The sequence below is a fragment of the Listeria sp. Marseille-Q6474 genome (assembly GCF_946902005.1).
Classification (GTDB): Bacteria; Bacillota; Bacilli; order Lactobacillales; family Listeriaceae; genus Listeria; species Listeria innocua.
On the sequence record NZ_CAMPPS010000002.1, the window covers coordinates 260,407 to 286,669 of the forward strand.

A 26,263-nucleotide genomic window follows, 5' to 3' on the forward strand; every position below is an offset into this window, starting at 1 on the left:
GAGAAAAGAAAATGAGTTTAACTGAAATGCTACAAATCAAATATCCAATTTTACAAGGGGCAATGGCACAAATTGCCACATATGAATTAGCTTCCGCGGTATCAAATGCAGGTGGGCTAGGAATTATCGCATCAGGTGGAATGTCAGCAGACACGTTACGAGAACAAATTCGCCTTTGTAAAGAAAAAACAACGAAACCGTTCGCTGTAAATATCATGCTGATGATGCCAAATTGTCCAGAACTTGTCGATGTCATTATTGAAGAAGATGTGCGCGTTGTTACAACTGGGGCAGGAACACCTAAACCATTTATGGAAAAATTTAAAGCAGCTGGAATTAAAGTTATCGCCGTTATCCCATCTGTAAAAATTGCACAAAAAATGGAAGAAATCGGTGTCGATGCAGTTGTTGCAGAGGGTACAGAAGCAGGGGGACATGTTGGAGAAACAACAACGATGGCGCTAGTTCGTCAAGTCGTTTCAGCAGTAAATATCCCAGTCATTGCAGCAGGCGGTATTGCAGATGGCCACGGGATGGCAGCTGTTTATGCGTTAGGCGCAAGCGGTGTCCAAATCGGCACACTTTTCCTTGTTGCTGAGGAATGTCCTGTTCCTGCTAGCTTCAAACAAGCTGTACTTGATGCCACTGATACGAGTACAACTGTAACAGGCCGCCGAAATGGTGCGCCAGTTAGAAGTATTAAAAACCCAATGATTAAGAAATATGTAGAACTAGAAAACGAAAATGCTTCTAGAGATAAATTAGAAGAATTAACACTTGGCTCTCTTAGAAAAGCAGTCCATGAAGGTGACGTTGAAAATGGTTCCGTTATGGCTGGGCAAATTTGCGGAATGTTAACTGAAATTCGTTCCACAAGTGATATTATCGAAAACCTTATGAAAGAATCTAAACAAGTAGCAAGTAACCTAGTCATTCAATAATAAAAAAGAGCCAGCAAAATCTATTAGATTTTGCTGGCCCTTTTTCATTTGCGTCGATACATTTTGGTTAAATCTACCATTAAATAAACGAGCAATACTGCTGTAATGATAACAGCGATAAGATTAGCTACATCATTATGGAATAGAAAACTAATCCCATTGATGGCTAATGCAATTAAAATAATTATGAAATATTTTATCATTAGAAGTCTCCAGTTCTCTTCCTAATTATAAAGCGCCATCTTGAATGATTTCTGTTTTATAACCATCTGGATCTGTTAAGAAGTAATAGAATGGATCTTCGCCTGGAAGTCCTTTTAAGTCTGTGACAGTGTAGCCAGCTTCTTTATGTTCCTCAAGTAAAGCACGTACATCAGGAACACCAACAGCTAAATGACCATAGCCGTTTCCTAAATCGTAAGCTTCTTTTTGATCATAGTTGTAAGTTAATTCTAGTTCAAAACCGCCTTCTTCAAACGCCATATAAACTAAAGTAAATTCGAAATCAGGGAAATCTTTACGACGAACTTCTTTTAACCCTAATGCTTTTTCATAAAAAGCAATGGATTCAGTCAGATTTTTTACGCGGATACACGTATGTAACATTTTTGCAGTCATTTTTTCTTCCTCCTTTTAAACTTCTTTCTTCATTGTAGTATATCTCGGAAGTGAATACAAACAAGGAATATTGATGGAAGTAAAGCCAGTTTTTCGGTATAATGATGAATGTGAAGAAAGGCGGAAGTGAAATGACAAAAATCAAACGAATTATGACAGGAATAATCCAAGAAAATTGTTATATCATTTATCAAAATAATTTAGCTTTAATTGTTGATCCGGGCGACGAAGCTAATAAAATTGAAGCGGAAATTGCTAGTTTGGGAGTGAAACCAATTGCTGTCTTACTGACGCATTGTCATTATGATCATATTGGCGCTTTAGAAGAAATTCGCTCGACTTATCAAATTCCGGTATATGTTAGCCCGTTAGAACAAGAATGGCTTTCAAATCCAGATTTAAACCTATCTGCGCATATCGCGGGAAAAGCAATTGTTGCACAACCTGCTGAATACGAATTTACATTAGGTGACTATAATATAGAAGGTTTTCGTTTTAAAGTGGTGCCAACACCAGGACACTCTATCGGTAGCGTAAGTTTTATTTTCGATGATTTTGCAGTGGTTGGTGACGCGCTCTTCAAAGGAAGCATTGGCCGAACTGACTTATATACAGGTGACTTTGACACGTTAATCAATAGTATTAAAACAGAGTTATTTGTACTGCCAGACGATTTGCCAGCGTATTCAGGACACGGAGATGCAACTACAATCGGTCATGAAAAGAAAACAAACCCATATTTCAACTAAAAAGAACTTGCAGAAGCACCTAGTCTGCAGTTTTTTTGTAATTTAATAGAGAGGATGTTAGAACATGCATTCAGATGAAGAAATTTTCAAAGATACAACAACTAAAGCCCTACTCCAATTACTAAAAAAAGATATAGACTTTCATGAATATTGCTACCAAGAAATTTTCCCAAGAGGCAAAGAAATCAAAATGAACGACAACAAAAACTTCAAGATTTACTTAGTTGAAAGTGGATATTTTGCCTATTGTCTCAAAAATGAATATGGCGACTTTGGCATTATTAGTTTTGTTGGTGGTGAGATTGCCATCAATTTAATTCCGCTAATCAAAGAGGAACCGGAAGACGCTTTTTTACGGTGTTTAACGCAAGTTCGTTGCTGGGTGCTTGATCCTGATTTTGTAGGACGAGTGTTAGACGAAAATAATCAAAAAGCTAAATTTTTATTATCGAATTTACTTTATACAAGAAAAGTTTATTTTAAAGCTAGCAAACGTACTTTTATGAAAAAGGAACTTCGCATTAGAGCTTGTCTGAAAGAAATTGGTTTGTACATGGGACGAGTAACAAAAGATAAAGATTTTATTTTGCCAGATGAAATTAATAATTCTATTTTGGCTCAATACGCAAATACGACAAGAGAGTACACGAATATTATCGTACTCAAACTAAGAAAAGAAGGAATTTTAGACGATAGCCATAAACCGTGGGTAATAAAAAAAATCGATGAACTATAATTTATAAAACTTAATATTTATTGATTTTCTGTGCATAAAAGGTGGAAAATTTAAAAAAACATCTAAAAAAACGTGAGAAAAACTGTCACAAAAAGTACTTATTTAGCTGTTTTTCGCCTAAAAAATGTTTATTTTTAATGCGTAATAGTAAAAAAAATCTTGTTTTTTGATAATAACGTTATTTTATTTGGTTTAAGCCTTCTCTAGGGTGTTTTCATTCTGTGATATTATACTTTAGAGGAGGAATTTGCAATGAACACATTAGAAAAAAGACAACATGAAATCTTGACCAATCCGCTTCATTTTTGTAAGAAGTCTGGAGATTTTGCTAAACATAGTATGAGTATTAAGCTTTCTAAAAACGAGCTGTTTGATGTTGATTTTGTAACAGGGATCTATTTTGTTGAAAAAGGGATTGTTATGAAAGGAACACAAATAGATGATTATATAGGATACGATCAATTACTGAAACATGGTGATGTATGCAATTTTTCATCTTTTATGTCCTCAGATTTAAAACGTAATATTAGCGCAAAATTATTATCGCCTAGTTCTAGTGTGATTACTGCAGTTGATAGAGATTTTTTTATTTTTATGGTGGAAAAACATGTGAGCATTGAAGAATTTATGCTTTTTCAATCTAAAAAAGAAATTATGATCCTGCAACGTCGCTGTTTACTTAACACACTCAAAGTAAAAGATCGCGTCAAGCACGTGATTGCTGCGATTGGCTATGAATATGGCATTTCAAACGGTGACAATATTCAAATACCCCAAGAATTATCAACTACATTTTTATCTAAATTTATGGGAATCACAAGAGAATATCTTAGTCTAACTCTTAGCGAACTCAAAAAAGAAGGATATTTATTAAATACTAAAATTCCTGTAATTATCAATGTAGAAAAACTATTCAATGAAATTCCATATGAATCTTTAATTTTATAAATAAAAGAAGATAGTCTACCGGCTGTCTTCTTTTTTATGCTAAAATGAAAGAAAAAAGGAGTTCCGCAATGAGTGAATACTTGGAAATTCCAGAATTAAATAAAGCATTTCCGTTTCGATCTTTTGTTAATGAAGGAGAAGTCCTTGTTTATCCTCATTGGCATAAAGAAATTGAGATTATTTATGCACTAAAAGGCAGTTTAAACCTTGGAGTAAATGATATGCCCATCCAACTTAATGAAGGAGAAATTCAAATCATTAATGGTGGAGATGTACATTATTTTTTAGCTTCACCAAATAGTGAGCGTATTGTTATTCAATTTGATTTAAGCCTATTTCAAGAAGAAATGCAAATGGACGGACAAAATGGCACCCTTCGAGAAATGCTCACGGAGATGGCTCATTTAAGCCGAGAATGGCCAGAAGAAACGACGGCGAAGGTCCAATCGCTTATTAGAAATATCCATTTAGAATCGAGTAATGATTCCCTGGGTAAACATTATATTCTTAAAGCCGATCTGCTAGCGATTATTGGTTTAATTTACCGCGAAATACCACAGAAAAAAACGCAACCTGATAGCGTCATTTCCGAACAAGCTGTACTTAAATCAAAAGAAACACTCCAAAAGCTAGATCAGATTTTTTCATATGTAGAAAAACATTATCAAGAACCAGTTAGCTTACAAGAAGTTGCGGATTATACTGGATTTAGTACGTATTATTTCACGAAATTTTTCAAGCGAAATACTGGTATGACGTTTGTGACTTTTTTAAATGATTACCGTTTAAATAAAGCGAAATGGATGTTGCTAAATGAAGCGTTCCCTGTAACCGAAGTAGCTGAACTTGCTGGATTTAGTAGCGTTAAAACATTCCACCATGCTTTCAAAAGAGCGATGGGGGTAGCGCCTCTTAAATACAGGAAGACAATATACGGGAATAATTAAGCAATAAAATAGGAAGAATTACCTTCAGTAGTTTTGTATGATGTAACTATCAAAACTATTGGAGGTTTTTTATTATGACATTAAAAGTTGGAATTATTGGTTGTGGAGGCATTGCAAACGGGAAGCATATGCCAAGTTTATTAAAAGCTGAGAAAGCAGAAATGGTTGCTTTTTGTGATATTGTTCTAGAAAAAGCGGAAGCGGCAGCAAAAGAATTTGGCAGCGAAAATGCAAGCGTATACACAAACTATGTAGAATTACTCCAAGATAAATCCATTGATGTCATCCATGTTTGTACACCAAATATTTCTCATGCAGAAATTTCTATTGCGGCTATGGAAGCTGGAAAACATGTTATGTGTGAGAAACCAATGGCAAAAACAACAGCAGAAGCGAAAAGCATGATTGAAGCTGCTAATCGTACAGGGAAAAAACTAACAATTGGTTACCAAAATAGATTCCGTAAAGACTCTGATTACTTGCACCAAGTTTGCGAAAATGGTGAATTAGGCGATATTTATTATGCAAAAGCTAAAGCGATTCGTCGCCGGGCAGTACCAACTTGGGGCGTGTTCTTGGACGAAGAAGCTCAAGGTGGCGGACCACTTATTGATATTGGCACACACGCACTTGATTTAACACTTTGGATGATGGACAACTATAAACCAAAATATGTCGTAGGAAATAGCTACCATAAACTTGCGAAAAAAGAAAATGCAGCGAATGCGTGGGGTTCATGGGATCCAAGTAAATTTACAGTAGAAGATTCTGCATTTGGTTTTATCACTATGGAAAATGGCGCAACGATTGTTTTAGAAGCAAGCTGGGCGCTAAACACATTAGATGTTGGTGAAGCGAGAACATCACTTTCGGGAACAGAAGGTGGCGCTGATATGGAAGATGGATTACGAATTAATGGTGAGGCACACAGCCAAATGTATGAAAAGAAAATCCAATTAGAAGCAGGCGGCGTTGATTTTTACGATGGAACAGGTGATGATCCAGCATTAATCGAAGCAGAACAATGGTTAGAGGCGATTTTAAATGATACTGATCCAGTTGTAAAACCTGAGCAAGCTCTTGTTGTAACACAAATTTTAGAAGCTATCTATGAATCCTCAAAAACAGGACAACCAGTTTATTTTAATTAAGGAGGAAGTGCTTTTATGAAAGCAAAAATAGCTTTGCAGTTATGGAGTGTTAAGGAAGCTTGTGAAGACGATTTCTTTGGAACTTTAGAAAAAGTGGCGGAAATGGGTTATGACGGTGTGGAATTTGCTGGCTATTATGGTAAATCCGCGAGTGAAATCAAAGCGAAATTAGCCGAACTTGGACTAGAAGTAGCGGGATCACATATTAGTAAAGAAGAGCTTCAAGCCAATTTAGAAAACGTCATTCTTTTCGAACGAGAATTAGGTAATAAATACATTATTTGTCCATATGCCGATTTTGACTCAAAAGAAGGATGGCTTGAATTCAGCGTAGAGCTAAGTAACATCGGAAAAGCAATCCGACAATCCGGAATGGCGTTTGGCTATCATAATCACGCTCACGAATTAGAAAAATTAGATGGCAAAATCATTTTGGACAATTTGCTTGAGAATGTTCCTGAAATGGTTGCAGAATTAGATACTTACTGGATAGAGTACGCTGGTGTAGGAGTCATTCCTTTTATCGAAAAATATCGTAATCGAGTACCGCTAATCCATATTAAAGATAAAGCGAAAACGAATAAAGAAAGCACCATTATCGGCGAAGGAATTCTCGATGTTCCAGGATACGTGAAAACAGCGCTTAATGCAGGAACAGAATGGCTAATTATTGAGCAAGAAGCATTTGTTGAAGATCCGTTAACAAGTGTTGCAAAAGGTTATACGTATTTAGCGAATGTATTGGAGGAGAAATAATATGACGCGTGTGACAGTGTGGAACGAATTTTTACACGAAAAAGAAGATGATGCTGTACTTGCAATTTATCCAGATGGAATTCATGGACAAATTGCTAGTTTCCTAGAAAAAGCAGGAATTGATACGAAAACAGCTACGTTGGAAGAACCGGAACATGGGCTTACAGAAGAAGTTTTAGCGAATACAGATGTTCTAATCTGGTGGGGACATATGGGGCACGACCGCGTAGAAGATAAAATTGTCGATCGTGTGCAAAAACGTGTTTTAGAAGGTATGGGGCTTATCGTACTTCATTCTGGACATATGTCAAAAATCTTTATGCGTTTAATGGGCACGAGTTGTGATTTAAAATGGCGTGAAGCAAATGAAAGGGAGCGTCTTTGGGTAGTTGACCCGACGCATCCAATCGCAAAAGGTATTGGTGAATTTATTGAATTAGATGAAGAAGAAATGTACGGCGAGCATTTTGATATACCAGCCCCCGATGAACTCATTTTCTTAGGATGGTTTGAAGGCGGAGAAGTTTTCCGAAGTGGTATCACATATAAAAGAGGCAATGGGCGGATTTTCTACTTCCAACCAGGTCATGAATCTTATCCAACGTATCATCACCCGGATATTCAACAAGTAATTATTAACGGCGTTCACTGGTGTGCAGAAGGTCGAAAAACATATCCAAAATATGGAAATCATCAACCACTTGAAAAAATAGGGAGGAAATAAACATGAAATTAGGCGTATTTACACCATTATTTGCAAATTTATCATTAGATGAAATGTTAGATAAAGTAAAAGCGGCAGGACTTGATGCTGTCGAAATCGGGACTGGCGGGAACCCTGGGAATCATCACTGTCCAACCGATGAACTTTTAGCGAGTGAAGCAGCTCGTAAGGAATATTTAGAAAAATTTACTAGTCGAGGATTAACAATTAGTGCTTTTAGTTGCCACGATAACCCGATTTCTCCCAATAAAGAAGAAGCGGCTGCATCTGATGAAATTTTGCGCAAATCAATCAAACTAGCTTCTTTAATGAACGTTCCGGTTGTTAATACATTTTCTGGAACAGCGGGAGATAGTGACGATGCCAAAGCGCCGAACTGGCCGGTAATTCCTTGGCCGACTGTTTATAGCGATATTAAAACATGGCAATGGGAAACTAAGCTAATTCCTTACTGGAAAGAAATTGGCGAACTTGCAGCGGCTTCTGGTGTTAAAATTGGTATCGAATTGCACGGTGGTTTCTTATGTCATACACCATATACCATTTTAAAACTGCGTGAAGAAACAAATGATGCAATCGGTGTTAATTTAGATCCAAGTCATTTATGGTGGCAAGGAATTGACCCAGTTGGCGCTATCAAAATCTTAGGGAAAGCTGGAGCAATCCATCATTTCCATGCCAAAGATACGTATTTAGATCAAGATAATATCAATATGTACGGTTTGACTGATATGCAACCATATGGCGACGTTCAAACAAGAAGTTGGACATTCCGTTCGGTTGGTTGTGGTCATAGTTTGACAGAATGGTCGGATATTATGAGCGCGCTTCGAACATATGGTTATGATTATGTAGTCAGCATCGAACACGAAGATCCATTAATGTCGATTGACGAAGGCTTCGATCGTGCTGTTACAAACTTACAATCGATCTTAATTAAAGACAAACCACTGGATATGTGGTGGGCGTAACAATAAGAAAGGATGTCTTGGAATGAAAAAATATCAATTAGTAATTGTTGGTTACGGCGGGATGGGAAGCTATCATGTAACGCTTGCATCGGCTGCTGATAATTTAGAAGTTCATGGCGTATTCGACATTCTAGCAGAAAAACGCGAAGCCGCCGCTCAAAAAGGTTTAAAAATCTATGAAAGTTATGAAGCTGTTTTAGCAGACGAAAAAGTAGATGCTGTTCTTATTGCAACACCAAACGATAGCCATAAAGAGCTTGCAATTAGCGCACTTGAAGCAGGGAAACACGTTGTTTGTGAAAAGCCAGTAACAATGACAAGTGAAGATTTACTAGCAATTATGGACGTGGCTAAAAGAGTAAATAAACATTTTATGGTTCATCAAAATAGACGTTGGGACGAAGATTTCCTTATTATTAAAGAAATGTTCGAACAAAAAACGATTGGTGAAATGTTCCACCTAGAATCACGTGTCCACGGAGCAAATGGTATTCCAGGAGATTGGCGTCATTTGAAAGCACATGGCGGCGGGATGGTACTTGATTGGGGCGTACATTTACTTGACCAATTGTTATTCCTAGTGGATAGCAATGTGAAGTCCGTATCTGCTAATTTAAGTTTTGCGCTTGGGGATGAAGTCGATGATGGCTTCGTAACGTTCATTACTTTTGAAAATGGTATTACTGCTCAAATCGAAGTAGGCACAACGAACTTCATTAAACTACCTCGCTGGTATGTCAAAGGCACTGAAGGAACCGGAATTATCCACGATTGGGATCTAAGTGGGGAAATCGTCAAACCAACCGCACTTGCTAAAACTTCAGAGCCAACGCCAATTAAAGCAGGGCAAGGACTGACAAAAACAATGGCACCACCAAGCGAAGAAGCAACCAATACATTATCACTTCCGGCACCTGCCAAATTAGCTCCATCTTTCTATAATAACTTTGTCGATGTTTTAAATAATACGAGTGAACCAATCGTTCAAAACGAAGAAGTTTATCAAGTTTTAAAATTGATTGAAGCCATATTTGAAGCGGCTGAGACCAATCGAACCGTTCATTCTATTTAAAAAAGATGTTTTAGCTTTCTATAATGTGGAAAACACTACTATGGAGATAAAGATTCTTCATTAGAAAATAAATTCTAATTAGGAGGCAATATCAATGAGCGAAGATAAAGGTATGAAAGACAAAGCAAAAGGACTTAAAGACAAAGTAGTAGGTGACGCAAAAGACAAGTTCGGTAAAGCAACAGATGATAAAGGCAAACAAGTAGAAGGTAAAGCTCAAAAAGCTAAAGGCGAAGTAGAAGATAAAACGGGCGACGCTAAAAAGAAATTATCCGAATAAGTTAAAAAACAGGCTTGAAATTTTCAAGCCTGTTTTTTTGTCAATTAATGGCAAAAGGTTTTGTTTCAAACGAGATAGGTTTACGCGGAGTCGGATTCAGCGTTCAATAAAAAAACACTTTGTTTAGCCTATTAATTAGGCTAGAACAAAGTGTTTTTTATTTTTCAGCTAGGTATTTAATTTTATCAGGGACGTTTTTGATTTTTTTATAGTTAACAACCATTTTGTTTTCGCCGATTAATACTTTAAACTGGTCGTCTTTAGCTAATTTCTTTTCAGAATAAAATGTAATGTTTTTTTGTTTTCCTTTATCATCATAGACTTTGGAAACATATTTATAACCTTTAAATTGATTTTTTGTTACAGCTTTACCAGTTTCTTCTACTTTAAGGTAATAGGATTTGACTGCGGCATCGGTTGGCATCGCATACTCCCAAATAGCACAGACAGCTAGAAGAACTGCCGCTAACACCATCAAAACTCTTTTTTTAGTAAACATTTCTCCCTCATCCTTCCTTTGCTTTATTACATTAAGTTTACAATGAATACAGAATAATATCCTGTTTGTTAACTAACAATATCCTCATGTAACCTTACAATTTTGTCAGAATGGTGACGAAATCGAATCATAAGTTTGTGAAGTTATAAAAAACAGTTTTTTTACCTACTAAATGTAGAAATGAAGAAAAAAATAGACACTATAAGTAGTGGCTTTTTAAGAGAATAAATGTGCAAGAAAACACATGAATTCACTCGAAAAATTTTTTTATTTGCTAAAAACCTTGTTGTAATCGTCGTTTTGGAGATTTCACAGATAAAATCAAAGCACTATATCTTGCATTCACAATGAAAAAGTTATACTATATATAGTATCGAAAGCGAAATATTGCTTCATCGCCTTTTAACTTTTATTGAGGGGAATTTGCTCCTTTAAAAGTTAATTTTTTTGCTCCATGGAACGACCATAAATAGTTCAGCGGACGAATGAAAAAGCGCAAAATGAATCAGATATTTTTACAACGAGGAAAAAAGGATGAAATGGGGATTGCAAATGACAACTTACATAGTAAAAGACGGGGGAAACAGAAAGCTACCTTTTGACAAAAGCCGATTGGATGGATATTTAGAGAAAATCCATGAAGAATTTCCAAAACTTGATTTAGAAGATTACAAACGTAAGGTTTTTAATTTTGTTGAGAAGAAGGAAGATTATGCGGCTGATGAATTAGTCGATTATCTAATTAGGGAAGCAGAAGCTCGTACTGATATTCATATTCCTGAATGGGAACATTTCGCGGCACGTCTTTATTTAAATAAATTATATAAAAAAGCGAGTAAAAATCGTTTTTATAATGACGATGATAAATATGGTTCATACGTTGGACTTCAAGAAAGTTTAGGCGAGCGTGGTATTTATTCTGGTAATATCCTAAAAAATTATTCTAAAGAAGATTTAATTGCTGCAGGGAAATTAATTGACCCTGAAAAAGATAAATTATTTACTTATAATGGTTTGTATTTACTTGCGACACGTTATTTAGCAACTGACTCCGAACGTAATGTGTATGAGTTACCGCAAGAACGCTGGTTAACTATCGCACTTTATTTAATGCAAAACGAACCAAAAGAAAAGCGTATGAAGCTAGTTGAAGAAGCTTACTGGGCGCTAAGTAATCTATATATGACAGTTGCGACTCCGACACTTGCAAACGCTGGAAAAGTTGGCGGACAATTGTCTAGTTGCTTCATTGATACAGTAGATGATAGCTTACAAGGGATTTACGATAGTAATACAGACGTTGCTCGCGTTTCTAAGCACGGCGGCGGTGTTGGAGCATATCTTGGTTATGTTCGTTCAACAGGAGCTGCTATCCGCGGCGTAAAAGGCGCAAGTGGTGGCGTTATTCCTTGGATTAAACAATTAAACAATACCGCAGTTAGCGTAGATCAATTAGGTCAACGTAAAGGAGCGATTGCAGTTTATTTAGACGTTTTCCATAAAGATATTGAATCTTTCCTTGATTTGCGATTAAACAATGGTGACCAACGTTTGCGCGCACATGATGTGTTCACTGCGGTTTGTATCCCTGATATTTTCATGGAAGCTGTAGAACGTCGCGGCGAATGGTATTTATTCGATCCACATGAAGTAAAAGCGAAAAAAGGCTGGTACCTACAAGATTTCTACGATGAATCAAAAGGCGAAGGTACTTTCCGCGAAAAATATGACGAATTAGTAGCTGATGAAACAATTAGTAAAAAAATCGTTAAAGCAATTGATATCATGAAACGTGTCATGATGAGTCAATTAGAAACAGGGAATCCATTCATGTTTTACCGTGATGAAGTAAATAGAATGAACCCTAATAAACATGAAGGCATGGTATATTCTAGTAACTTGTGTACTGAAATCATGCAAAATATGAGCCCGACAAAAATGATTCAAGAAATTATTTCTGGAGATCAAATCGTCATTACAAAACAAGCGGGAGATTTTGTTGTATGTAACTTATCTTCTGTTAACCTAGGTCGTGCAGTTGTTGCTGAAGAAGGTACTTTAGAACGTTTAATCGAAGTAGAAGTACGTATGTTAGATAACGTTATCGACTTAAACGAACTACCAGTACCGCAAGCTACTATTACAAACCAAAAATACCGTTCTATCGGACTTGGAACATTTGGTTGGCATCACCTACTTGCTCTTAAAAATATCGCTTGGGACTCAGAAGAAGCTGAGAAATATGCCGATGAATTATATGAACAAATTAACTATTTAGCTATTCGCGCTAGTAACAAATTAGCTCAAGAAAAAGGTGCTTATAAAGTCTTCAAAGGCAGCGACTGGAACACTGGAGAATATTTTGCACGTCGTAACTATAACTCACCTGAATGGCAAGAATTAGCGAAAGAAGTAGCAGAAAAAGGCTTGCGTAATGCTTACCTTGTAGCTGTTGCACCAAATATGAGTACTGCGCAAATCGCTGGTTCAACTGCTTCGATTGATCCAATTTACAGCGCATTCTATTATGAAGAGAAAAAAGACTACCGTCGTCCAGTAATTGCACCGGACTTAAACCTAAGCACATACCCATACTACGAAAAAGGTGCTTACAAAGTTGACCAATTCGCAAGTGTACGTCAAAACGGTCGTCGTCAACGTCACGTAGACCAATCACTAAGCTTTAACTTCTATGTACCAAGTGGTATTAAAGCAAGTAAACTACTTGAACTACACATGACTGCTTGGAATGAAGGACTGAAAACAACTTACTATGTCCGCTCCAACGATATTGATGTTGAAGAGTGTGAATGGTGCTCAAGCTGATAAATCTCTAAAACATTTTATCGATAACACAATAAGAAAGGGAGGGCTTGCCTAGATGGCTAACCAAAAAGAACAACTGACACGTATTAAAATTTTAGAACCTTTATTTCCTAATCGTTCTACTTCAATCATAAACGGAGAAACTAGCGGGATTTTGAATTGGAATGACATCCCGTATCCATCTTTCTACCGTGCTTATAAAGAACTTTCTACTAACTACTGGATTCCAGATGAAGTAGATATGAAAAGCGATGCAAAACAATATCCCGCTCTTTCAGAACAAGAAAAATATGCTTTTGATGCAATCATTGGTTTGCTAGCAACACTTGATTCGCCGCAAACACGTTTTATTTATAATATTGCGGAATACATTACCGATCCAGCAGTTCATGCGAATGCAGCAATTATCGCGCAACAAGAAGTTATCCATAATGAAAGTTATTCGTATGTACTTGCTTCTATTACAAATTTACAAGAACAAAATCGCGTTTTTGAACTTGCGAGAACACATCCAACCATTATTAAACGTAACGAGCCAATCATGGACGCATATGATGATTTCATGAATAATAAAACAGGTGAAACACTTGTAAAAGCTTTAATTCAATCGTCTATTTTAGAAGGAATTAATTTCTACAGTGGCTTTGCTTACTTCTACAACCTTGTTCGTCAAAATAAAATGACAGGGACAGGGAAAATCATTAGCTTTATTAATCGTGATGAACTAGCTCACTCGAAGTTCATTTCAGAAGTAATCCGGGCAATCCTTGGGGAAAACCCAGAATTACAAACAGAAGAGCTAGTAGAATATACGCATGATGCTTTCCGCCACGCTGTTGAACTTGAAACAGAATGGTCTGAAGAAGTACTACAAGGTATTGAAGGTATTGATGTGGAAGAAATGGTTGACTACGTGAAATATCGTGCCAACAAAATGCTAGGAATGCTTGGTATTCCAGAACTTTATCCAGGACATAGTGATAACACAATGACATGGATTAAAGCCTACGCAGATAACTTTACAGAAACAAAAACCGACTTTTTCGAAATGCGCAATTCAAGCTATAAAAAAACGAATATGGATAACGGATTCGACGATTTATGAGAATTTTGTTAGCCTATGATTCTCTAAGCGGCAATACGAAAATGGTGGCTGATGAAATTGAAGAGATTTTACAAAGCGAAGGACATGAAGTTGTGTCCTTTCGCGTATCTCCTCTAGCCGAGTATCCGCTTGATGAGGATTTTGACTTGTACGTGTTGGGGGCATGGACAGTCGACTACGGAAGAACGCCGCCGGATATGAAAGATTTTATCGCGGAACTAGCCGTTAAGCCCAAGAATGTAGCCATTTTTGGCACTGGGGAAACACAATGGGGTATGGAGTTTTATTGCGGGGCTGTTGACCGAATGGCAAAATACTTCGGCACAAGCTACCCAACTTTAAAAATAGAGCAAATGCCACACACAGAACAAGATGTGGCTGATATAGACAATTGGGTCAAGAAAATTTTAGCGTTAAGGAGTGGAATCAAATGACAAGTATTGAAATTAAATCACCTGAAGAGTTCCAAGCTCATATTAATGGGGAAGAATTAGTATATGTAGATTATTGGAAAGATAATTGTCCTAATTGTAAAATGCTTGATCTTTCGTTTGCTGAATTCAAAAACTCTGAAATCGCAAGCAAAGTGAAAGTATTAAAAGTAAAATTAGAAGAAATGGGCGAAAACTTCTTTTTTGATCGTGATGTACAACAAACGCCAACACTTGTACTATACAAAGGCGGCGAAGAAATCCACCGTTTAAACGGATTTATCCCACCAAACAAAATTGAAGAAGCAGTTTCATTAAACGCATAATTTAATGAGTAGCAAGTCTCCTTATAAATAGGTGGCTTGGTGCTCATTTTTTTATAAGAGTTTGCAATTTTTTTCACAAATAAATTCTTCTAAAGGAGCTAAAACAGTGAGACAATTACAAGATGAAATTACTGCTTTTCTAAAAGAACGTGATTGGCTAGATCAATACAATCATCCAAAAGATTTAGCAATTTCGTTGTCACTTGAAGCATCAGAATTACTTGAATGCTTTCAGTGGAAAACAGATGAAATAGCGCTAAAAGAAAATCGTGAAGAACTTTTAAAAGAAGTAGCTGATGTGCTTATCTATGCTCTTCAAATTGCAGAGAGTATGGGAGCGGACGGCGAGGAACTTGTTCGAATGAAGTTAGCAGAAAATCGTATGAGAACTTGGCCGAAAAAATAGAAAAAAAGCTGCTTTACCAAATAATGATAAAGCAGCTTTTTATTTTAATAGGAATAAGAACGTTTACGGCGTTTTTTGGAACGAATCATTGTAAAAATTCCTGCTATAACTAAAATAATAGAAATGATACATACACCAAAACCGATAAGTCCGGTAATGCTAAACGAAAAGCCAAAACCAATCAAACCAATCAGAAGTAACACTAAGCCAGCTAGTTTCATTTGAAAACTCCTTTCAGAAATCTTATCTCTATTATATAGGAATTATCTGAAAAAAATAAGACTTTAAAGATAAAAAATTTTTAAAGATGAAATGCATTGATAGAGCACCAGTTCGCATAAGTTGGAAATAGTCAAGACTGCAAAGGAAAAAATTTATCTGTTATAGTAAGAAAGTGAGAGAAGCAAGGAGGAAAACATATGGATTTTAAAGAGTATCAAATTTTAGCAAACAGAACTGCTGCAACACACGAACAGGCACTAACAAATTACGGACTTGGTATTACTGGAGAGGCCGGTGAAGTTGCCGATTTGATTAAGAAATATGCTTTTCATGGACATGATTTAGATAAGGAGTCTCTAACAAAAGAGCTAGGAGATGTACTTTGGTACGTATCGCAAATTGCTAAATGGGCAGATATAAGCATGGAAACAGTAGCAGAATTAAATATCGAGAAACTAAAGCGTCGTTATCCTCAAGGTTTTTCAAAAGAGCGAAGTAAGCTCCATATCGATTAAAAAAACGTTTGTATTTAAGAAAATTAATTTTCCTAAAATACAAACGTTTTTAGTTTTTTAGTGAGCTAGAAAACCTGCTAAATAGCGTATAAATTACATATTGGATAATCGAAAAGTAAAAGACAAAATTCCAAAATGGCCAGTGAAAAACACTTAACATAATTTGCAATGAATCAATTGGCTGCGTAAGTAAATGGATGGAATGTAAACGAGAGAACCGTCCAATGTATATCGCATAACTAGATAATAAAATTAACCCAATCAAAAGTAATTGATAACTTAGTAAACTAGTCCAATTAAATCGTCTTCTTATTTCAGCAAGCATTTTTGCGAAAGACCAGAATCCAATAAATAATCCAAAGAACACACCGACGATAATATAAGTGAAATGTCGCCATAACCAAGGTGCTGTTGAAAGTATTCCTTCTGCCCCGTAAATTTCTAAACGTTGTAAATGAAGTAAATCAGTTAAAAGATACGGTGCATTTGGGAAAAATACTAGCCAAACAACTCCTAGTGGCCAAAAAATCCACCAGACGCGAGGTTTTTTTGTGAGAAATACAGCTATTTCGAAAGGTATATAAGCAAGCCCGACATTTAAAATTAGAAAAGTGTAAGTATCTGCAGTGAAATGCAGCACAAGAAAGTATCCGAGTAAGAACGCTCGGCAAGTCCAAATTGCTTTCGTCATGAAATAGTCACCTCGTGTTTGCTATTGTATCACAAATCGAGGTGACGAGGACATCTTAACCTGCTAAATGAAACAAAAGTACTAAAGCTAGACCAAATGCTGAAAGGAAAACAGAACCGATTAACGCCGCAGCAAAAGGTTTTCCACCCATTTTTCCGAACGATGGTAAGTGGACATTTAAACCAAGTCCGCCCATTGACATAGCAATGAGGAAATATGCGCAGATGACAAGAAAATCGGTTACAGATGTTGGAATAATTCCAAAGCTATTAATTGCACTAGTTGCTAAAAAGCCGAAAATAAACCATGGTACAGGAAGTTCAGCCCATGAAAAGCGATTTTTAGTCCCAGCATTAACCATTTTTGCGACAACAAAGCAGACTGGAACAAGTAAGGCTACACGTGTTAATTTGACGATAACCGCCATATCGACAGCAGATGAGCCGCCTGGATCTGCAGCTGCAATAACGTGGGCAATTTCATGAAGTGTAGCACCTGCAAAAATCCCATAACCATCTGGTCCAAGTGGCAGAATTGGATAAATCAACGTATAGATAACGGTGAAAATAGTTCCAAGTAATGCAATAATCGTAGCAGCGACAGCCGTTTGGTTGTTATCAGCTTTTACTTGTGGAGAAATCGCAACTACTGCAGCGGCACCACAAATCCCCGTACCACAAGCGACCAAAATAGCTAGTTTTTTATCCACTCCAAAAAGTTTAGCTAAGAAATAAACAATAGTAATACCGAAGCTTAGGCATAAGGCAGCAATTAGAAACACGCGCCAGCCAGCATGATAAATATCAACTAAGTTCAAGCGAAAACCAAGTAAAATAATCCCGGCACGAAGAATGACCTTGTTGGAAAACTGAATACCAGTAAACCATTTTTCCGGAACTGGGAAAAGTGCACGAATGATAATACCAATTAAAATAGCAGTTACAAGTTGTCCGAGAATCATTAAAAATGGTAACTTCGCTAAAAAATAAGATAAGGTAGCAATACAGAAAGTAAGCGCAATACCATACCAAAAAGTCTTCGTTTTAAATAAAATTTGACTCATATTCATCCCCCTTTCGTTTATACTTTTACTTTACCATTCTTGATTTTATTAGTAAAATTTATATTAATTATATTATTGATAAGTTATTTTTATGGAGGTGTTACGATGGATGAGGCATTAAGAACATATATCCGAGTAGTAGAATTACAAAGTTTTACAAAAGCAGCTGAAGAATTACACATTTCGCAACCCGCAGTATCGTTGCAATTAAAGAAATTAGAAGAGCTTTACGAAACAGAACTTATATACAGACAGGCTAAAAAGTTTATTTTAACAGCAACAGGAGAAATTTTATACCACCGTGCCAAGCAATTAGAAGGACTATATAAACAAGTGGAAGATGAAATAAGTTTATATCACCATCATTTAAAAGGTCGGCTTCGCATTGGTGCTAGTTTTACGATAGGAGAGTATTATCTGCCAGAAGTGATTGCGAAATTTCATGCTCTTTATCCGGATATTACAATAGAACTTATCATTGAAAATACCGCAAAAATTGCTGACAAAGTTGAACTTCTTCAAGTGGACACAGGGCTGATTGAAGGCCAGGTTAGTAAGAAAGATTTGGAGATAAGTGCTTTTTCGGATGATGAAATGTGTATCGTTGGTCGAGCAGATGGTTCGCTTACAGAAATCGAGCAAGGGGCGACTTGGATTGCGCGAGAAGAAGGTTCAGGAACGCGTGAATATTTGGATCATGTATTAAGTACCAATGGCTGGAACGTCGCTGAAAAGGTTGTTGCCTGGAGTAATATGGCGGTCAAACAAATGGTTCTTGAAGGGATGGGCTACACAGTTATTTCTAAGTGTGTTGTTCAAGCAGAAATTACAGCGGGAAAACTGCAGACATTTAATGAGGCTGGGAGCTTAATGCGGAAGTTTTCGGTACTAAAAAACAGACAAAGACTTGAAAATCGAATTGCTGAAACCTTTTTAACATTTTTAAAGGAAAATCGGTAAATAAAACTAGCTTTTTAATTAACTAGTGATTACAATGAGAAAGAATACATTTTAGAAAGGGAGAAGCAATGAAAGAATATTTTATAGATCGTTCCTATAAGGCTTCTATGGGGATTGCGAATGCGGTTCTTGTAACGCTTGGAATTGGACTTCTTTTGCAGACAATTGGGCAGATGACAGGACTTTCATTTCTTGTTACAGTTGGCGCAATTGGTAAAACGATGTTAATTCCGGGAATTGGTGTTGGTATTGCGATGTGCTTACACGCAAATACGCTTGTGACGATAAGTGCGGCAGCCTCTGCTGTTATTGGCGGCGGGGCAGTGGCGACGTTAGCTGGTGGCGGAGTTGCTATTACTAGCGGAGAACCAGTCGGAGCTATTTTAGCTGTTATTGTTGCAGTTTGGACTGGGAAAAGAGTAACTGGGAAAACAAAATTTGATATGATTTTAATTCCTGGTGTTTCACTTCTCGCGGGCGGACTAAGCGGTATTTTATTTGCAAAGATTATGGCGCCGATTTTGGCTTCTGTAAGTCTTGGAATTAGCTCGTTAATTGGTGGCTCACCGCTGATTTCATCAATGGCTATCGCTTTTGTGTTTGGATTACTTATTCTTAGCCCGGCTTCCTCTGCTGCGCTCGCGATTGCGCTTCAACTGGATCCAACAGCAAGTGCTGCGGCGTTGATTGGTTGTTCGGTTCAATTCGTGTCATTTGCGGTATTAAGTTACCGAGATAATAACTGGGGCGCATTTTTTGCCCAACTTATCTGTACACCAAAATTACAAACACCTAACATCATTAGAAAACCTAGCCTCATGTTAGTACCACTCTTAACAACTCTGATTGCTGGACCTCTTGGCGTGATGGTGTTCCATATCCAAGCCGCAAGTGAAGTCGCTGGTCTCGGATTATGTGCCTTTGTTGCACCACTTTATTTAATAGCAAATTACGGATTCAGCACACTGGCTGCTTTTATTTTGGTAGCAGTTGTCTTGCCAGGTGTTATTGCACTTGTTGTCAGACCGTTTCTTATTAAAAAGGAACGCTTGAAAACAGGTGATTTAACGATTGAATTGCAGTAAATTCAGGTAAAAAGTAGGGCTGTATAGTCCTACTTTTTATGTTGCAATGATAACTATACATATTGTCGTTATTTTTTCAACATGTCAGCTAATTTCTTCTGTTACAACTATCTTTCTTGTAACAGAATGTACACATTTTTTTCGGAAAAATCATATCTAAATGGAATTTTTTCGTGTAAAATATAACATTGTAAGCAATCAAAATTAAAGAGGTTCAAATTATGGAAAAAAGTGGATTTGTTGCAGATCCTATATACGCAGAAATCAAGAATGAGATTATGACTAACACTTTGGAAAATGGCGATAAAGTGGACATAGAAGACATCATGAAACGATTTCAAGTCAGCAAACGAGTAGCTTTTGGTGCGCTCCAATGTTTACATAAAAGTGGTATTATTTGCAAAAACTCTGGAGAAAAAGGTTTTTCAGTGGCAATCCATAGTGAAGCTGAGCATCGCGAAAAATCTCGTTTAAAGTTAGCTTTTTTTCATCTCAATTATGCGGTACAAAAACTTCAAGAAAAAAACGCAGAAGTATGCGCAACGTGTCTTCGTAACGAGTTAGTTTATATTAAGCTAGCTGCTAGGGAGCAGGATATAAGTGTATTTAGTAATCACGTGAAAAACTTTTATGGTTGTATGATTCACTATACTGGAATGCCAGCACTTGAAAGAAATATCGATATTCTTAACCAGACAATTTTAAATATGAAGGATAACAATGAAAAATTGTGTTTTGAAGCTTTTATGATAGATTTAGCAGACTCACTAGAACAGTTAGTGCTCTCTTTAGAAGCGAAAGATTTTGAAAAATGCCACTTAGTCATTCAAAAATTCTACGATAAAAATATCTCAATCTTATTTTCCTAATCGAAAAACCCCGTATGGCAAATTCGCCACACGGGGTTTTTCTTTTCGGATGAGCTTGTCTTGCCACTCATCTGATGGGCCGGACCATGTCTGGATGTTTCTGAATAAACATACAACATTCGGAAAACGGTGAGGCATTTTCAAACAAGTAGGCGAATTCTTTGTCTTGCTACTTACTTCTCAAGATATTCTAACTTACGAATAAATGAGCGCCCGTAACTTGTCCAAATAGTGGCCATGAATGATACGATACTTTATTCGCTTATTTACCAATGTAGTGAGGATAAAAAATATTGATAAACGAGCGACGTAACGAAATTCCGTCTTCCTACAACTAAGTTAGCGTAAAGTCCTTGACGCGGCGTATACTCCTCGCCTTCCTCCTGTAAACTAACCGTAGTTGCTTGACACTAAAATCCTTCACCAGACGTTTTGCCGGCATATGACAAAGCTGAGAAAAAAATCAGCTTGTACACCAAGTTTTTGTCATTCGCATCACCTTTTTTTGTTCGTTGTACTCTATATATAACCGTTCTAAAAAAATGTAAACGCTTTAATCTAAAAATGATTATAAAGTCATAGTTGTAGTCTTAAATAGGGTCTTTTGTCAGAGGAAATAAGCCATTAAAATATCGTCTACATATTTATCTTGAATAATAAACTCTTTTTCGAGTCGACCTTCTTGTTTAAAACCATTTTTTTCATAAAAACGAATCGCTTTTTGGTTAATTGACAGCACCCGTAGCGAGATTTTTATAAAACCTTTTTCGCGTGCGACTTCTTTCATTTTGTCCATTAAAAGTTGACCGATGCCTTCACGTTGATAATCTGGGTGAACGGCAATATCTATCTCTACTACATGTTTATTGGAGGGCAGAGGGGTAGGGGATTTATAGCCGAGAATGCCAATTATTTTTTCATCTTTTTCAACGACTATTTTGGAGCCAGGTGGATTCTTTAATAAAAATTCAGCTTCACTATCGAAACGGACATCACCAGGCGTCGTCCCGGGTGTCCACACTAAATGTTCTAATTCAATCATTGAAGCCGAGTCTTTTCTTTTAGATAGTCTGATTTGCATAATTTACCAACTCTCTTTATTTTCTTTTCGCGTAGGAAAGGGAGGTTTTCCAAGTTTTCCATAGGCCGTCATTACTGTAAAGCAGCACATTTCCTTGATAAAGACGAACAGTTAAGAAAAATGCCCCAACGACACTTGCGACTAAAATTGCTAATGAACTAAAAATACCAACCGTTGAAACAGATAATAAGTCCATCCGCGCTAACATCATCATCGGTGAAAAAGTTGGAATATACGAGCCGATAATAACAAGTAAATTATCCGGAGCATTAGCAGCTGCTATGGAACCCCAGTAACCAATAATCGCGAGAATCGTCATTGGATAAATAAACTGAGCAACTGTTTCTACATTTGGCACCATCGAACCAATCATTGCTGCGAGTAAAATGTATAACAGTAAACCTAAAATAACAAATACTAAGTTTAAAACAAGATAGTAAGCTGGGAAAACAGCAATTTGATCTAAAACATTTTGGACCATATCCGTATTTCGTCCAGCAATAAGAACGATGGCTCCGCAAACGACATAAAAGCCAATTTGGGTGAGAAGCATAAAGATAATGGCTGTTAGTTTAGCAAATAAGTGCGTTCTAGCAGATACACTTGATAAAATAACTTCCATTATTCGTGTACCCTTCTCTGTCGCGATTTCAGAAGCAACAATATTTGCATAACTCATAACGAAAATAAAAATAACGAGTGTTAAAATCAATACTGCTGCGCTCATCACGTCTTTTTCGTGGTTAGTCAATTGATTATTTGATTCTAAATCATTTGTCACAGAGACAGGAGAAGTAATGGATTGTAATTGCTCATTGGTGATTTTATAGGCGGCCGCTTTTTCAGCAATCTTTGTTGCGGTGAGGTCTTCTGTTAAACGGGTTAAAACATCTTGGCCTGCTGTTTCTTGCGTGGTATAAACTGCGCTAACCGTGTCATTTTTTTGAGTAATAGAGACGAATCCATCAATTTTACCGTTTTTTAAAGCGGACTGAGCTGATTTTTTGTCTTTAATGGTAGTATTTACTTTAAAATGGCTCTTGTCCTTAGCGAGCGACTGGGAGAAAACCGGATCATCAGAAAGTACAGCAATTTTTGTCATAGTTTTAGTAGAGTCGAAATAGTCTACCATTTTTGGAATGCCAGCAATCAATGCGGCGATTAAAACAGGAAACAAAAGTGAAATTAAAAAGGATTTGGTTTTGACACGTCTTTTGTAAACTTGCTTTGTTATCACCCAAAATTTACTCATTAGATTCACCCGCTTTCCATTTGAAAATTTCTTCAAGCGTTGGAGCTTGGAGGCTGAAAGTTTGGATGAAGCCATCCTTTGTCACATATTCAAAAATCTTTTCTGCATCTGTTTCGTTAGCAATTTCAAGTTGGAGAACACCGTCACGATGCTGTTGGACATTTAGCACACCAGGTAAAATAGCTAGTTCTTCTGCCGTATGAGTAGATTCAATTAAAATACGTTTGCGACCAAAAACAGATTTCACGGATTCAGTCGTACCTTGAAGCACCGTACTTCCTTTTTTCAGCATTAAAAGAGAATCACAAAGTTCTTCCACATTTTCCATCCGGTGACTCGAGAATATAATCGCTGCTCCGGATGCACGCAGGTCGAATACAAACTTTTTCAAAATCTCTGCATTAACAGGATCCAGCCCGCTGAATGGTTCATCTAAAATAACTAGTTTAGGTTGATGAATGATCGTGCTTAGAAGTTGTATTTTTTGTTGATTTCCTTTGGATAATGTTTTAATTAAGTCCGTTTTTTTACCGACAATTTCTGAGCGTTCCAACCAGTTATCGATTTCTGCTTTTATTTTTTGCTTCGGATAACCTTTTAGTTCAGCAAAAAAAATTAATTGTTCTTCAATCGTAACGTTAGGATATAAACCACGTTCTTCTGGTAAGTAGCCGATGATATTTGGATCAATTCTGCTTACTTCCTTACCATCCCAAGTGATTTTTCCTGAAGTTGCTTCTAAAAAATGTAAAATTAGCCGGAAAGTAGTTGTTTTACCAGCACCATTTTGACCAATTATTCCGAGTATTTTCCCTGGTTCTACTCGAAAAGATAAATCATTAACTGCGATTTTTTCCCCAAACTTCTTCGTAACATTATGTAGTTCAAGTGTCACAAAAGCACCCCTTTCTGAGTCTTCTCAAATTTCATTATACGGTTTTACTAGAAGATTGTCTTCTTAAAAGGGAAGTTAATTTCTAAAGCTACATTCACAAACTTCGTCAAAAAATTGTCTAGTGTAGTGGACATAACTTGTTGTAACCGTTTTCTTTTATTTGTGTATAATAGACCGTAGAGGGAGGTGATGAAATGCTTCTAACCAAAACGGAGCGTGCATTAATTAACTTATTTTTAACGAAAAATGATTTTTTAACAGCGAATCAACTTGCTCTAATGCTCGAAGTTTCCTCTAAAACAATTTACCGTAAAATTAAAAATATCAATAGCGCCACTGATGAAAAAGAGATTATTATTTCGGAAAAAGGCCGTGGTTACAAACTGAATTATAAAGCATATATTCAGGCGAAATTAGAAACAACCAGTGATATTTTCGGTTATACACCATCCGAGCGTCGTGAAAAGATTTTACTTCAAATATTGTTTAAATCACCTAAGTACTTAAATATTGCCAAACTATATGAAGGTTATTACGTTGGTTATAATTCGATAAAAAATGATTTTGCGCTATTAAATCAATCTATCGAGAAATACCATTTAGCTCTTGAAAAAAAGCAAAAAGAGATCCGCGTTGTTGGTACAGAAGAAAACATTCGTATCGCAATCAATGAAGTCATCAACAACTTAGACTTATCTAGTTACGACGATTTAAAGACAGAATACAGTAATCTCAATAATGCCGATGTACAGTTTATCGTTAGGCAAATGGAAATTATTGAAAATAAGTTAATGATTAGCATTCCGTATCCGTATGATATTAATATTTTTTCCCATTTGTACATTCTAATTAATCGTTTTCGCCAAGGAGAAGTGGAAGATTTTGACGAAACAAACGAGATTTACTTAGTGACAAATGAAAAACTGCATACTATTGCTGTAGAAGCCATTGAATCAATCGAACAATACTTAAAAATGAAATTACCGAAACGCGAAACATTCAACTTTTTACAATACTTAATTTCTTCTCGGTTTAATCATGAAATTGAATTAATCTCGAGTAATGTTTTACCAATCGTGGAGGAAATGACTGATTTTTATATTAATCAAGTTGCCGCGAAAATCGATATGCCTATTAATAAAAAGCAATTAAAAATCGAATTACTTAGTCATATGAAGCCAATGGTGAACCGAATGAATCATCAAATAAACATAAAAAACAACTTATTAAGCGATATTAAATTAGAGTACGGACAGCTGTTTGACATTATTAAAGAAACCGCTCGGGATGTGGCGGAGACCTTTAAGTTAAATACCATATCAGATGATGAAGTCGGTTATATAACGATCTATTTCGCCAAACACATAGAAGAGTCACCTCTTGTAAAACGAATTATTATTATGTGTTCAAGCGGTATCGGAACGTCAGAACTTTTAAAAGTAAAGGTCCAAAAAGCTTTTCCAGATGTCGAAATAGTAGACGTTTTATCATCTACTAGATTCAAAAATAGCTTGCAAGACTATCAGAATATTGACTTTATTCTAACAACAATCAACGCAGAAAGTACAAAAGAAATCCCTTCATTACTTGTAAGCGCGATGTTTACAGAAAAAGATAAAATGATGGTGAAAAAATTGATGGAAAGTTTATAGGAGGCGAATCGATGGATATTCAAGAATTAGATATAAGCAAAGTAATAAGTCCAGCACTTGTAAATTTAGAGTTACAAGCAACGACAAAATTAGAAGTAATTGAAGAATTAACAGATTTACTTGTCGAAACAGGTGCAGTAGTGGACAAAAAAGCTTTTATAGCGGATGTGCTGTACCGCGAAGAAGAAGGTAAAACGGGGCTCGGGGAAGGTGTAGCAATTCCACACGGGAAATCAGCAAGCGTCATAAATACGTCCATTGCTGTCGGTAGAACAAAAAAACCGGTAGAGTGGGAGTCACTTGATGATAAACCAGTCAATATCATTATCCTTTTCGCCGTGAAAAATTCAGATGCCACGGCAACACACATTAAGCTGCTTCAAAAAGTAGCGATTTTACTCGCAGATGATGAGGTGATAAGCCAGTTTCAAACTGTCCCAACAAAAGAAGCTTTTATTAAATTGTTAGCAAAAAACCAAGATTAGGAGGAGT

The 26,263-nt window shown here is 36.5% G+C and carries 31 protein-coding genes; 22 read left to right on the plus strand and 9 right to left on the minus strand.

The features are described 5' to 3' along the window. Positions 1–11 precede the first annotated feature (11 nt). On the plus strand, positions 12–941 hold the full coding sequence (locus OC533_RS12060) for a DUF561 domain-containing protein (RefSeq protein WP_010991099.1): 930 nt from the start codon (positions 12–14) through the stop codon (positions 939–941). A gap of 44 nt (positions 942–985) precedes the next feature. On the opposite strand, the gene OC533_RS12065 is transcribed toward OC533_RS12060, so the two are convergent. Next, on the minus strand, positions 986–1,144 hold the full coding sequence (locus OC533_RS12065) for a hypothetical protein (protein ID WP_003763485.1): 159 nt from the start codon (positions 1,142–1,144) through the stop codon (positions 986–988). 25 nt (positions 1,145–1,169) lie between these two features. Further along, on the minus strand, positions 1,170–1,559 hold the full coding sequence (locus OC533_RS12070; RefSeq protein ID WP_010991098.1) for a VOC family protein: 390 nt from the start codon (positions 1,557–1,559) through the stop codon (positions 1,170–1,172). 131 nt (positions 1,560–1,690) lie between these two features. Here OC533_RS12070 and OC533_RS12075 point away from each other — a divergent pair, with 131 nt between their 5' ends. The 10 genes from OC533_RS12075 (at position 1,691) to OC533_RS12120 (ending at position 9,893) form a co-directional block, all read left to right on the plus strand. Next, entirely contained in the window at positions 1,691–2,308 is a 618-nt protein-coding gene (locus tag OC533_RS12075) for an MBL fold metallo-hydrolase (RefSeq protein ID WP_033837788.1), read from the plus strand. 64 nt (positions 2,309–2,372) lie between these two features. Further along, the gene (locus OC533_RS12080; RefSeq protein ID WP_003763477.1) at positions 2,373–3,044 is read left to right on the plus strand and encodes a Crp/Fnr family transcriptional regulator; all 672 of its coding nucleotides are present in this window, start codon (positions 2,373–2,375) and stop codon (positions 3,042–3,044) included. Between the two features lie 252 nt (positions 3,045–3,296). Next, a complete protein-coding gene (locus tag OC533_RS12085; protein WP_003769759.1) occupies positions 3,297–3,992 on the plus strand; it encodes a Crp/Fnr family transcriptional regulator in 696 nt (231 codons plus the stop codon). A gap of 68 nt (positions 3,993–4,060) precedes the next feature. Further along, on the plus strand, positions 4,061–4,939 hold the full coding sequence (locus OC533_RS12090) for a helix-turn-helix domain-containing protein (RefSeq protein ID WP_033837785.1): 879 nt from the start codon (positions 4,061–4,063) through the stop codon (positions 4,937–4,939). Positions 4,940–5,013: 74 nt separating this feature from the next. Continuing rightward, entirely contained in the window at positions 5,014–6,090 is a 1,077-nt protein-coding gene (locus OC533_RS12095; RefSeq protein ID WP_003769755.1) for a Gfo/Idh/MocA family protein, read from the plus strand. Positions 6,091–6,105: 15 nt separating this feature from the next. Further along, positions 6,106–6,846 carry a sugar phosphate isomerase/epimerase family protein gene (locus OC533_RS12100; protein WP_112120281.1) on the plus strand — a complete coding sequence of 247 codons (741 nt, stop codon included), beginning with the start codon at positions 6,106–6,108 and terminating at the stop codon, positions 6,844–6,846. A gap of 1 nt (position 6,847) precedes the next feature. Next, entirely contained in the window at positions 6,848–7,570 is a 723-nt protein-coding gene (locus OC533_RS12105; RefSeq protein ID WP_003763466.1) for a ThuA domain-containing protein, read from the plus strand. A 2-nt stretch (positions 7,571–7,572) separates the two neighbouring features. After that, complete coding sequence (locus tag OC533_RS12110; protein WP_003724577.1) at positions 7,573–8,541, plus strand: sugar phosphate isomerase/epimerase family protein; 969 nt, start codon at positions 7,573–7,575, stop codon at positions 8,539–8,541. A gap of 22 nt (positions 8,542–8,563) precedes the next feature. Next, positions 8,564–9,613, plus strand: coding sequence for a Gfo/Idh/MocA family protein (locus OC533_RS12115; protein ID WP_010991093.1), 1,050 nt, complete (start codon positions 8,564–8,566; stop codon positions 9,611–9,613). Between the two features lie 94 nt (positions 9,614–9,707). Then, positions 9,708–9,893, plus strand: coding sequence for a CsbD family protein (locus OC533_RS12120; protein ID WP_003722282.1), 186 nt, complete (start codon positions 9,708–9,710; stop codon positions 9,891–9,893). 157 nt (positions 9,894–10,050) lie between these two features. Here OC533_RS12120 and OC533_RS12125 read toward each other — a convergent pair whose 3' ends face one another. Then, positions 10,051–10,392: a YxeA family protein gene (locus OC533_RS12125; RefSeq protein WP_003769747.1), complete on the minus strand. Its 342-nt coding sequence runs from the start codon at positions 10,390–10,392 to the stop codon at positions 10,051–10,053. 534 nt (positions 10,393–10,926) lie between these two features. Between OC533_RS12125 and OC533_RS12130 the strand changes: the two genes are divergently transcribed. The 5 genes from OC533_RS12130 to OC533_RS12150 all read left to right on the plus strand — a co-directional run bounded on the left by OC533_RS12130 (position 10,927) and on the right by OC533_RS12150 (position 15,486). Next, positions 10,927–13,218: a ribonucleoside-diphosphate reductase subunit alpha gene (locus OC533_RS12130; protein WP_010991092.1), complete on the plus strand. Its 2,292-nt coding sequence runs from the start codon at positions 10,927–10,929 to the stop codon at positions 13,216–13,218. Positions 13,219–13,273: 55 nt separating this feature from the next. Further along, positions 13,274–14,323 carry a ribonucleotide-diphosphate reductase subunit beta gene (locus tag OC533_RS12135; protein ID WP_003724573.1) on the plus strand — a complete coding sequence of 350 codons (1,050 nt, stop codon included), beginning with the start codon at positions 13,274–13,276 and terminating at the stop codon, positions 14,321–14,323. Further along, positions 14,320–14,757: a flavodoxin gene (locus OC533_RS12140; protein ID WP_003769743.1), complete on the plus strand. Its 438-nt coding sequence runs from the start codon at positions 14,320–14,322 to the stop codon at positions 14,755–14,757. The genes OC533_RS12135 and OC533_RS12140 overlap by 4 nt, the downstream gene beginning before the upstream one ends. After that, positions 14,754–15,080 (plus strand): thioredoxin family protein, encoded by a 327-nt coding sequence (locus OC533_RS12145; protein ID WP_003722276.1) that lies wholly within the window; start codon positions 14,754–14,756, stop codon positions 15,078–15,080. The genes OC533_RS12140 and OC533_RS12145 overlap by 4 nt, the downstream gene beginning before the upstream one ends. 106 nt (positions 15,081–15,186) lie before the next feature. Next, positions 15,187–15,486: a nucleotide pyrophosphohydrolase gene (locus OC533_RS12150; protein ID WP_194323584.1), complete on the plus strand. Its 300-nt coding sequence runs from the start codon at positions 15,187–15,189 to the stop codon at positions 15,484–15,486. A 44-nt stretch (positions 15,487–15,530) separates the two neighbouring features. Here OC533_RS12150 and OC533_RS12155 read toward each other — a convergent pair whose 3' ends face one another. Next, complete coding sequence (locus OC533_RS12155) at positions 15,531–15,707, minus strand: hypothetical protein (RefSeq protein ID WP_003722274.1); 177 nt, start codon at positions 15,705–15,707, stop codon at positions 15,531–15,533. A 198-nt stretch (positions 15,708–15,905) separates the two neighbouring features. Between OC533_RS12155 and OC533_RS12160 the strand changes: the two genes are divergently transcribed. Continuing rightward, the gene (locus tag OC533_RS12160; RefSeq protein WP_003763449.1) at positions 15,906–16,223 is read left to right on the plus strand and encodes a nucleoside triphosphate pyrophosphohydrolase family protein; all 318 of its coding nucleotides are present in this window, start codon (positions 15,906–15,908) and stop codon (positions 16,221–16,223) included. Between the two features lie 49 nt (positions 16,224–16,272). Here the strand turns inward: OC533_RS12160 and OC533_RS12165 are convergent, their stop codons facing one another. Together OC533_RS12165 and OC533_RS12170 are read right to left on the minus strand one after the other, a co-directional pair. Beyond that, positions 16,273–16,914, minus strand: a complete 642-nt coding sequence (locus tag OC533_RS12165; protein WP_003769741.1) for a DUF1361 domain-containing protein — start codon at positions 16,912–16,914, stop codon at positions 16,273–16,275. Positions 16,915–16,969: 55 nt separating this feature from the next. Continuing rightward, entirely contained in the window at positions 16,970–17,977 is a 1,008-nt protein-coding gene (locus tag OC533_RS12170; RefSeq protein WP_003724569.1) for a YeiH family protein, read from the minus strand. Positions 17,978–18,082: 105 nt separating this feature from the next. Between OC533_RS12170 and OC533_RS12175 the strand changes: the two genes are divergently transcribed. The 3 genes from OC533_RS12175 to OC533_RS12185 all read left to right on the plus strand — a co-directional run bounded on the left by OC533_RS12175 (position 18,083) and on the right by OC533_RS12185 (position 20,891). Beyond that, a complete protein-coding gene (locus OC533_RS12175) occupies positions 18,083–18,937 on the plus strand; it encodes a LysR substrate-binding domain-containing protein (protein WP_003767899.1) in 855 nt (284 codons plus the stop codon). 68 nt (positions 18,938–19,005) lie between these two features. Beyond that, the gene (locus tag OC533_RS12180; RefSeq protein ID WP_070753789.1) at positions 19,006–20,022 is read left to right on the plus strand and encodes a PTS transporter subunit IIC; all 1,017 of its coding nucleotides are present in this window, start codon (positions 19,006–19,008) and stop codon (positions 20,020–20,022) included. Between the two features lie 221 nt (positions 20,023–20,243). After that, complete coding sequence (locus OC533_RS12185) at positions 20,244–20,891, plus strand: GntR family transcriptional regulator (RefSeq protein ID WP_194323585.1); 648 nt, start codon at positions 20,244–20,246, stop codon at positions 20,889–20,891. 607 nt (positions 20,892–21,498) lie between these two features. Here OC533_RS12185 and OC533_RS12190 read toward each other — a convergent pair. Genes OC533_RS12190 through OC533_RS12200 form a run of 3 tightly spaced genes read right to left on the minus strand, consistent with a single transcriptional unit; the run spans position 21,499 to position 24,119 of the window. Continuing rightward, the gene (locus tag OC533_RS12190) at positions 21,499–21,972 is read right to left on the minus strand and encodes a GNAT family N-acetyltransferase (protein ID WP_194323586.1); all 474 of its coding nucleotides are present in this window, start codon (positions 21,970–21,972) and stop codon (positions 21,499–21,501) included. Positions 21,973–21,988: 16 nt separating this feature from the next. After that, positions 21,989–23,224, minus strand: a complete 1,236-nt coding sequence (locus OC533_RS12195) for an ABC transporter permease (protein ID WP_185562632.1) — start codon at positions 23,222–23,224, stop codon at positions 21,989–21,991. Then, on the minus strand, positions 23,217–24,119 hold the full coding sequence (locus OC533_RS12200) for an ABC transporter ATP-binding protein (RefSeq protein WP_194323587.1): 903 nt from the start codon (positions 24,117–24,119) through the stop codon (positions 23,217–23,219). The genes OC533_RS12195 and OC533_RS12200 overlap by 8 nt, the downstream gene beginning before the upstream one ends. Positions 24,120–24,313: 194 nt before the next feature. Here OC533_RS12200 and OC533_RS12205 point away from each other — a divergent pair, with 194 nt between their 5' ends. Continuing rightward, positions 24,314–25,771 (plus strand): BglG family transcription antiterminator, encoded by a 1,458-nt coding sequence (locus OC533_RS12205; RefSeq protein WP_185512909.1) that lies wholly within the window; start codon positions 24,314–24,316, stop codon positions 25,769–25,771. Between the two features lie 11 nt (positions 25,772–25,782). After that, positions 25,783–26,256 (plus strand): PTS sugar transporter subunit IIA, encoded by a 474-nt coding sequence (locus OC533_RS12210; protein ID WP_262265266.1) that lies wholly within the window; start codon positions 25,783–25,785, stop codon positions 26,254–26,256. Positions 26,257–26,263: the final 7 nt, after the last annotated feature.

What these genes read in the sequence shown, in the direction of transcription:
- OC533_RS12060 (WP_010991099.1), top strand. Translation starts at nt 12, where the DNA reads ATGAGTTTAACTGAAATGCTACAAATCAAATATCCAATTTTACAAGGG.
- OC533_RS12065 (WP_003763485.1), bottom strand. Translation starts at nt 1,144, where the DNA reads ATGATAAAATATTTCATAATTATTTTAATTGCATTAGCCATCAATGGG.
- OC533_RS12070 (WP_010991098.1), bottom strand. Translation starts at nt 1,559, where the DNA reads ATGACTGCAAAAATGTTACATACGTGTATCCGCGTAAAAAATCTGACT.
- OC533_RS12075 (WP_033837788.1), top strand. Translation starts at nt 1,691, where the DNA reads ATGACAAAAATCAAACGAATTATGACAGGAATAATCCAAGAAAATTGT.
- OC533_RS12080 (WP_003763477.1), top strand. Translation starts at nt 2,373, where the DNA reads ATGCATTCAGATGAAGAAATTTTCAAAGATACAACAACTAAAGCCCTA.
- OC533_RS12085 (WP_003769759.1), top strand. Translation starts at nt 3,297, where the DNA reads ATGAACACATTAGAAAAAAGACAACATGAAATCTTGACCAATCCGCTT.
- OC533_RS12090 (WP_033837785.1), top strand. Translation starts at nt 4,061, where the DNA reads ATGAGTGAATACTTGGAAATTCCAGAATTAAATAAAGCATTTCCGTTT.
- OC533_RS12095 (WP_003769755.1), top strand. Translation starts at nt 5,014, where the DNA reads ATGACATTAAAAGTTGGAATTATTGGTTGTGGAGGCATTGCAAACGGG.
- OC533_RS12100 (WP_112120281.1), top strand. Translation starts at nt 6,106, where the DNA reads ATGAAAGCAAAAATAGCTTTGCAGTTATGGAGTGTTAAGGAAGCTTGT.
- OC533_RS12105 (WP_003763466.1), top strand. Translation starts at nt 6,848, where the DNA reads ATGACGCGTGTGACAGTGTGGAACGAATTTTTACACGAAAAAGAAGAT.
- OC533_RS12110 (WP_003724577.1), top strand. Translation starts at nt 7,573, where the DNA reads ATGAAATTAGGCGTATTTACACCATTATTTGCAAATTTATCATTAGAT.
- OC533_RS12115 (WP_010991093.1), top strand. Translation starts at nt 8,564, where the DNA reads ATGAAAAAATATCAATTAGTAATTGTTGGTTACGGCGGGATGGGAAGC.
- OC533_RS12120 (WP_003722282.1), top strand. Translation starts at nt 9,708, where the DNA reads ATGAGCGAAGATAAAGGTATGAAAGACAAAGCAAAAGGACTTAAAGAC.
- OC533_RS12125 (WP_003769747.1), bottom strand. Translation starts at nt 10,392, where the DNA reads ATGTTTACTAAAAAAAGAGTTTTGATGGTGTTAGCGGCAGTTCTTCTA.
- OC533_RS12130 (WP_010991092.1), top strand. Translation starts at nt 10,927, where the DNA reads ATGAAATGGGGATTGCAAATGACAACTTACATAGTAAAAGACGGGGGA.
- OC533_RS12135 (WP_003724573.1), top strand. Translation starts at nt 13,274, where the DNA reads ATGGCTAACCAAAAAGAACAACTGACACGTATTAAAATTTTAGAACCT.
- OC533_RS12140 (WP_003769743.1), top strand. Translation starts at nt 14,320, where the DNA reads ATGAGAATTTTGTTAGCCTATGATTCTCTAAGCGGCAATACGAAAATG.
- OC533_RS12145 (WP_003722276.1), top strand. Translation starts at nt 14,754, where the DNA reads ATGACAAGTATTGAAATTAAATCACCTGAAGAGTTCCAAGCTCATATT.
- OC533_RS12155 (WP_003722274.1), bottom strand. Translation starts at nt 15,707, where the DNA reads ATGAAACTAGCTGGCTTAGTGTTACTTCTGATTGGTTTGATTGGTTTT.
- OC533_RS12160 (WP_003763449.1), top strand. Translation starts at nt 15,906, where the DNA reads ATGGATTTTAAAGAGTATCAAATTTTAGCAAACAGAACTGCTGCAACA.
- OC533_RS12165 (WP_003769741.1), bottom strand. Translation starts at nt 16,914, where the DNA reads ATGACGAAAGCAATTTGGACTTGCCGAGCGTTCTTACTCGGATACTTT.
- OC533_RS12170 (WP_003724569.1), bottom strand. Translation starts at nt 17,977, where the DNA reads ATGAGTCAAATTTTATTTAAAACGAAGACTTTTTGGTATGGTATTGCG.
- OC533_RS12175 (WP_003767899.1), top strand. Translation starts at nt 18,083, where the DNA reads ATGGATGAGGCATTAAGAACATATATCCGAGTAGTAGAATTACAAAGT.
- OC533_RS12180 (WP_070753789.1), top strand. Translation starts at nt 19,006, where the DNA reads ATGAAAGAATATTTTATAGATCGTTCCTATAAGGCTTCTATGGGGATT.
- OC533_RS12185 (WP_194323585.1), top strand. Translation starts at nt 20,244, where the DNA reads ATGGAAAAAAGTGGATTTGTTGCAGATCCTATATACGCAGAAATCAAG.
- OC533_RS12190 (WP_194323586.1), bottom strand. Translation starts at nt 21,972, where the DNA reads ATGCAAATCAGACTATCTAAAAGAAAAGACTCGGCTTCAATGATTGAA.
- OC533_RS12195 (WP_185562632.1), bottom strand. Translation starts at nt 23,224, where the DNA reads ATGAGTAAATTTTGGGTGATAACAAAGCAAGTTTACAAAAGACGTGTC.
- OC533_RS12205 (WP_185512909.1), top strand. Translation starts at nt 24,314, where the DNA reads ATGCTTCTAACCAAAACGGAGCGTGCATTAATTAACTTATTTTTAACG.
- OC533_RS12210 (WP_262265266.1), top strand. Translation starts at nt 25,783, where the DNA reads ATGGATATTCAAGAATTAGATATAAGCAAAGTAATAAGTCCAGCACTT.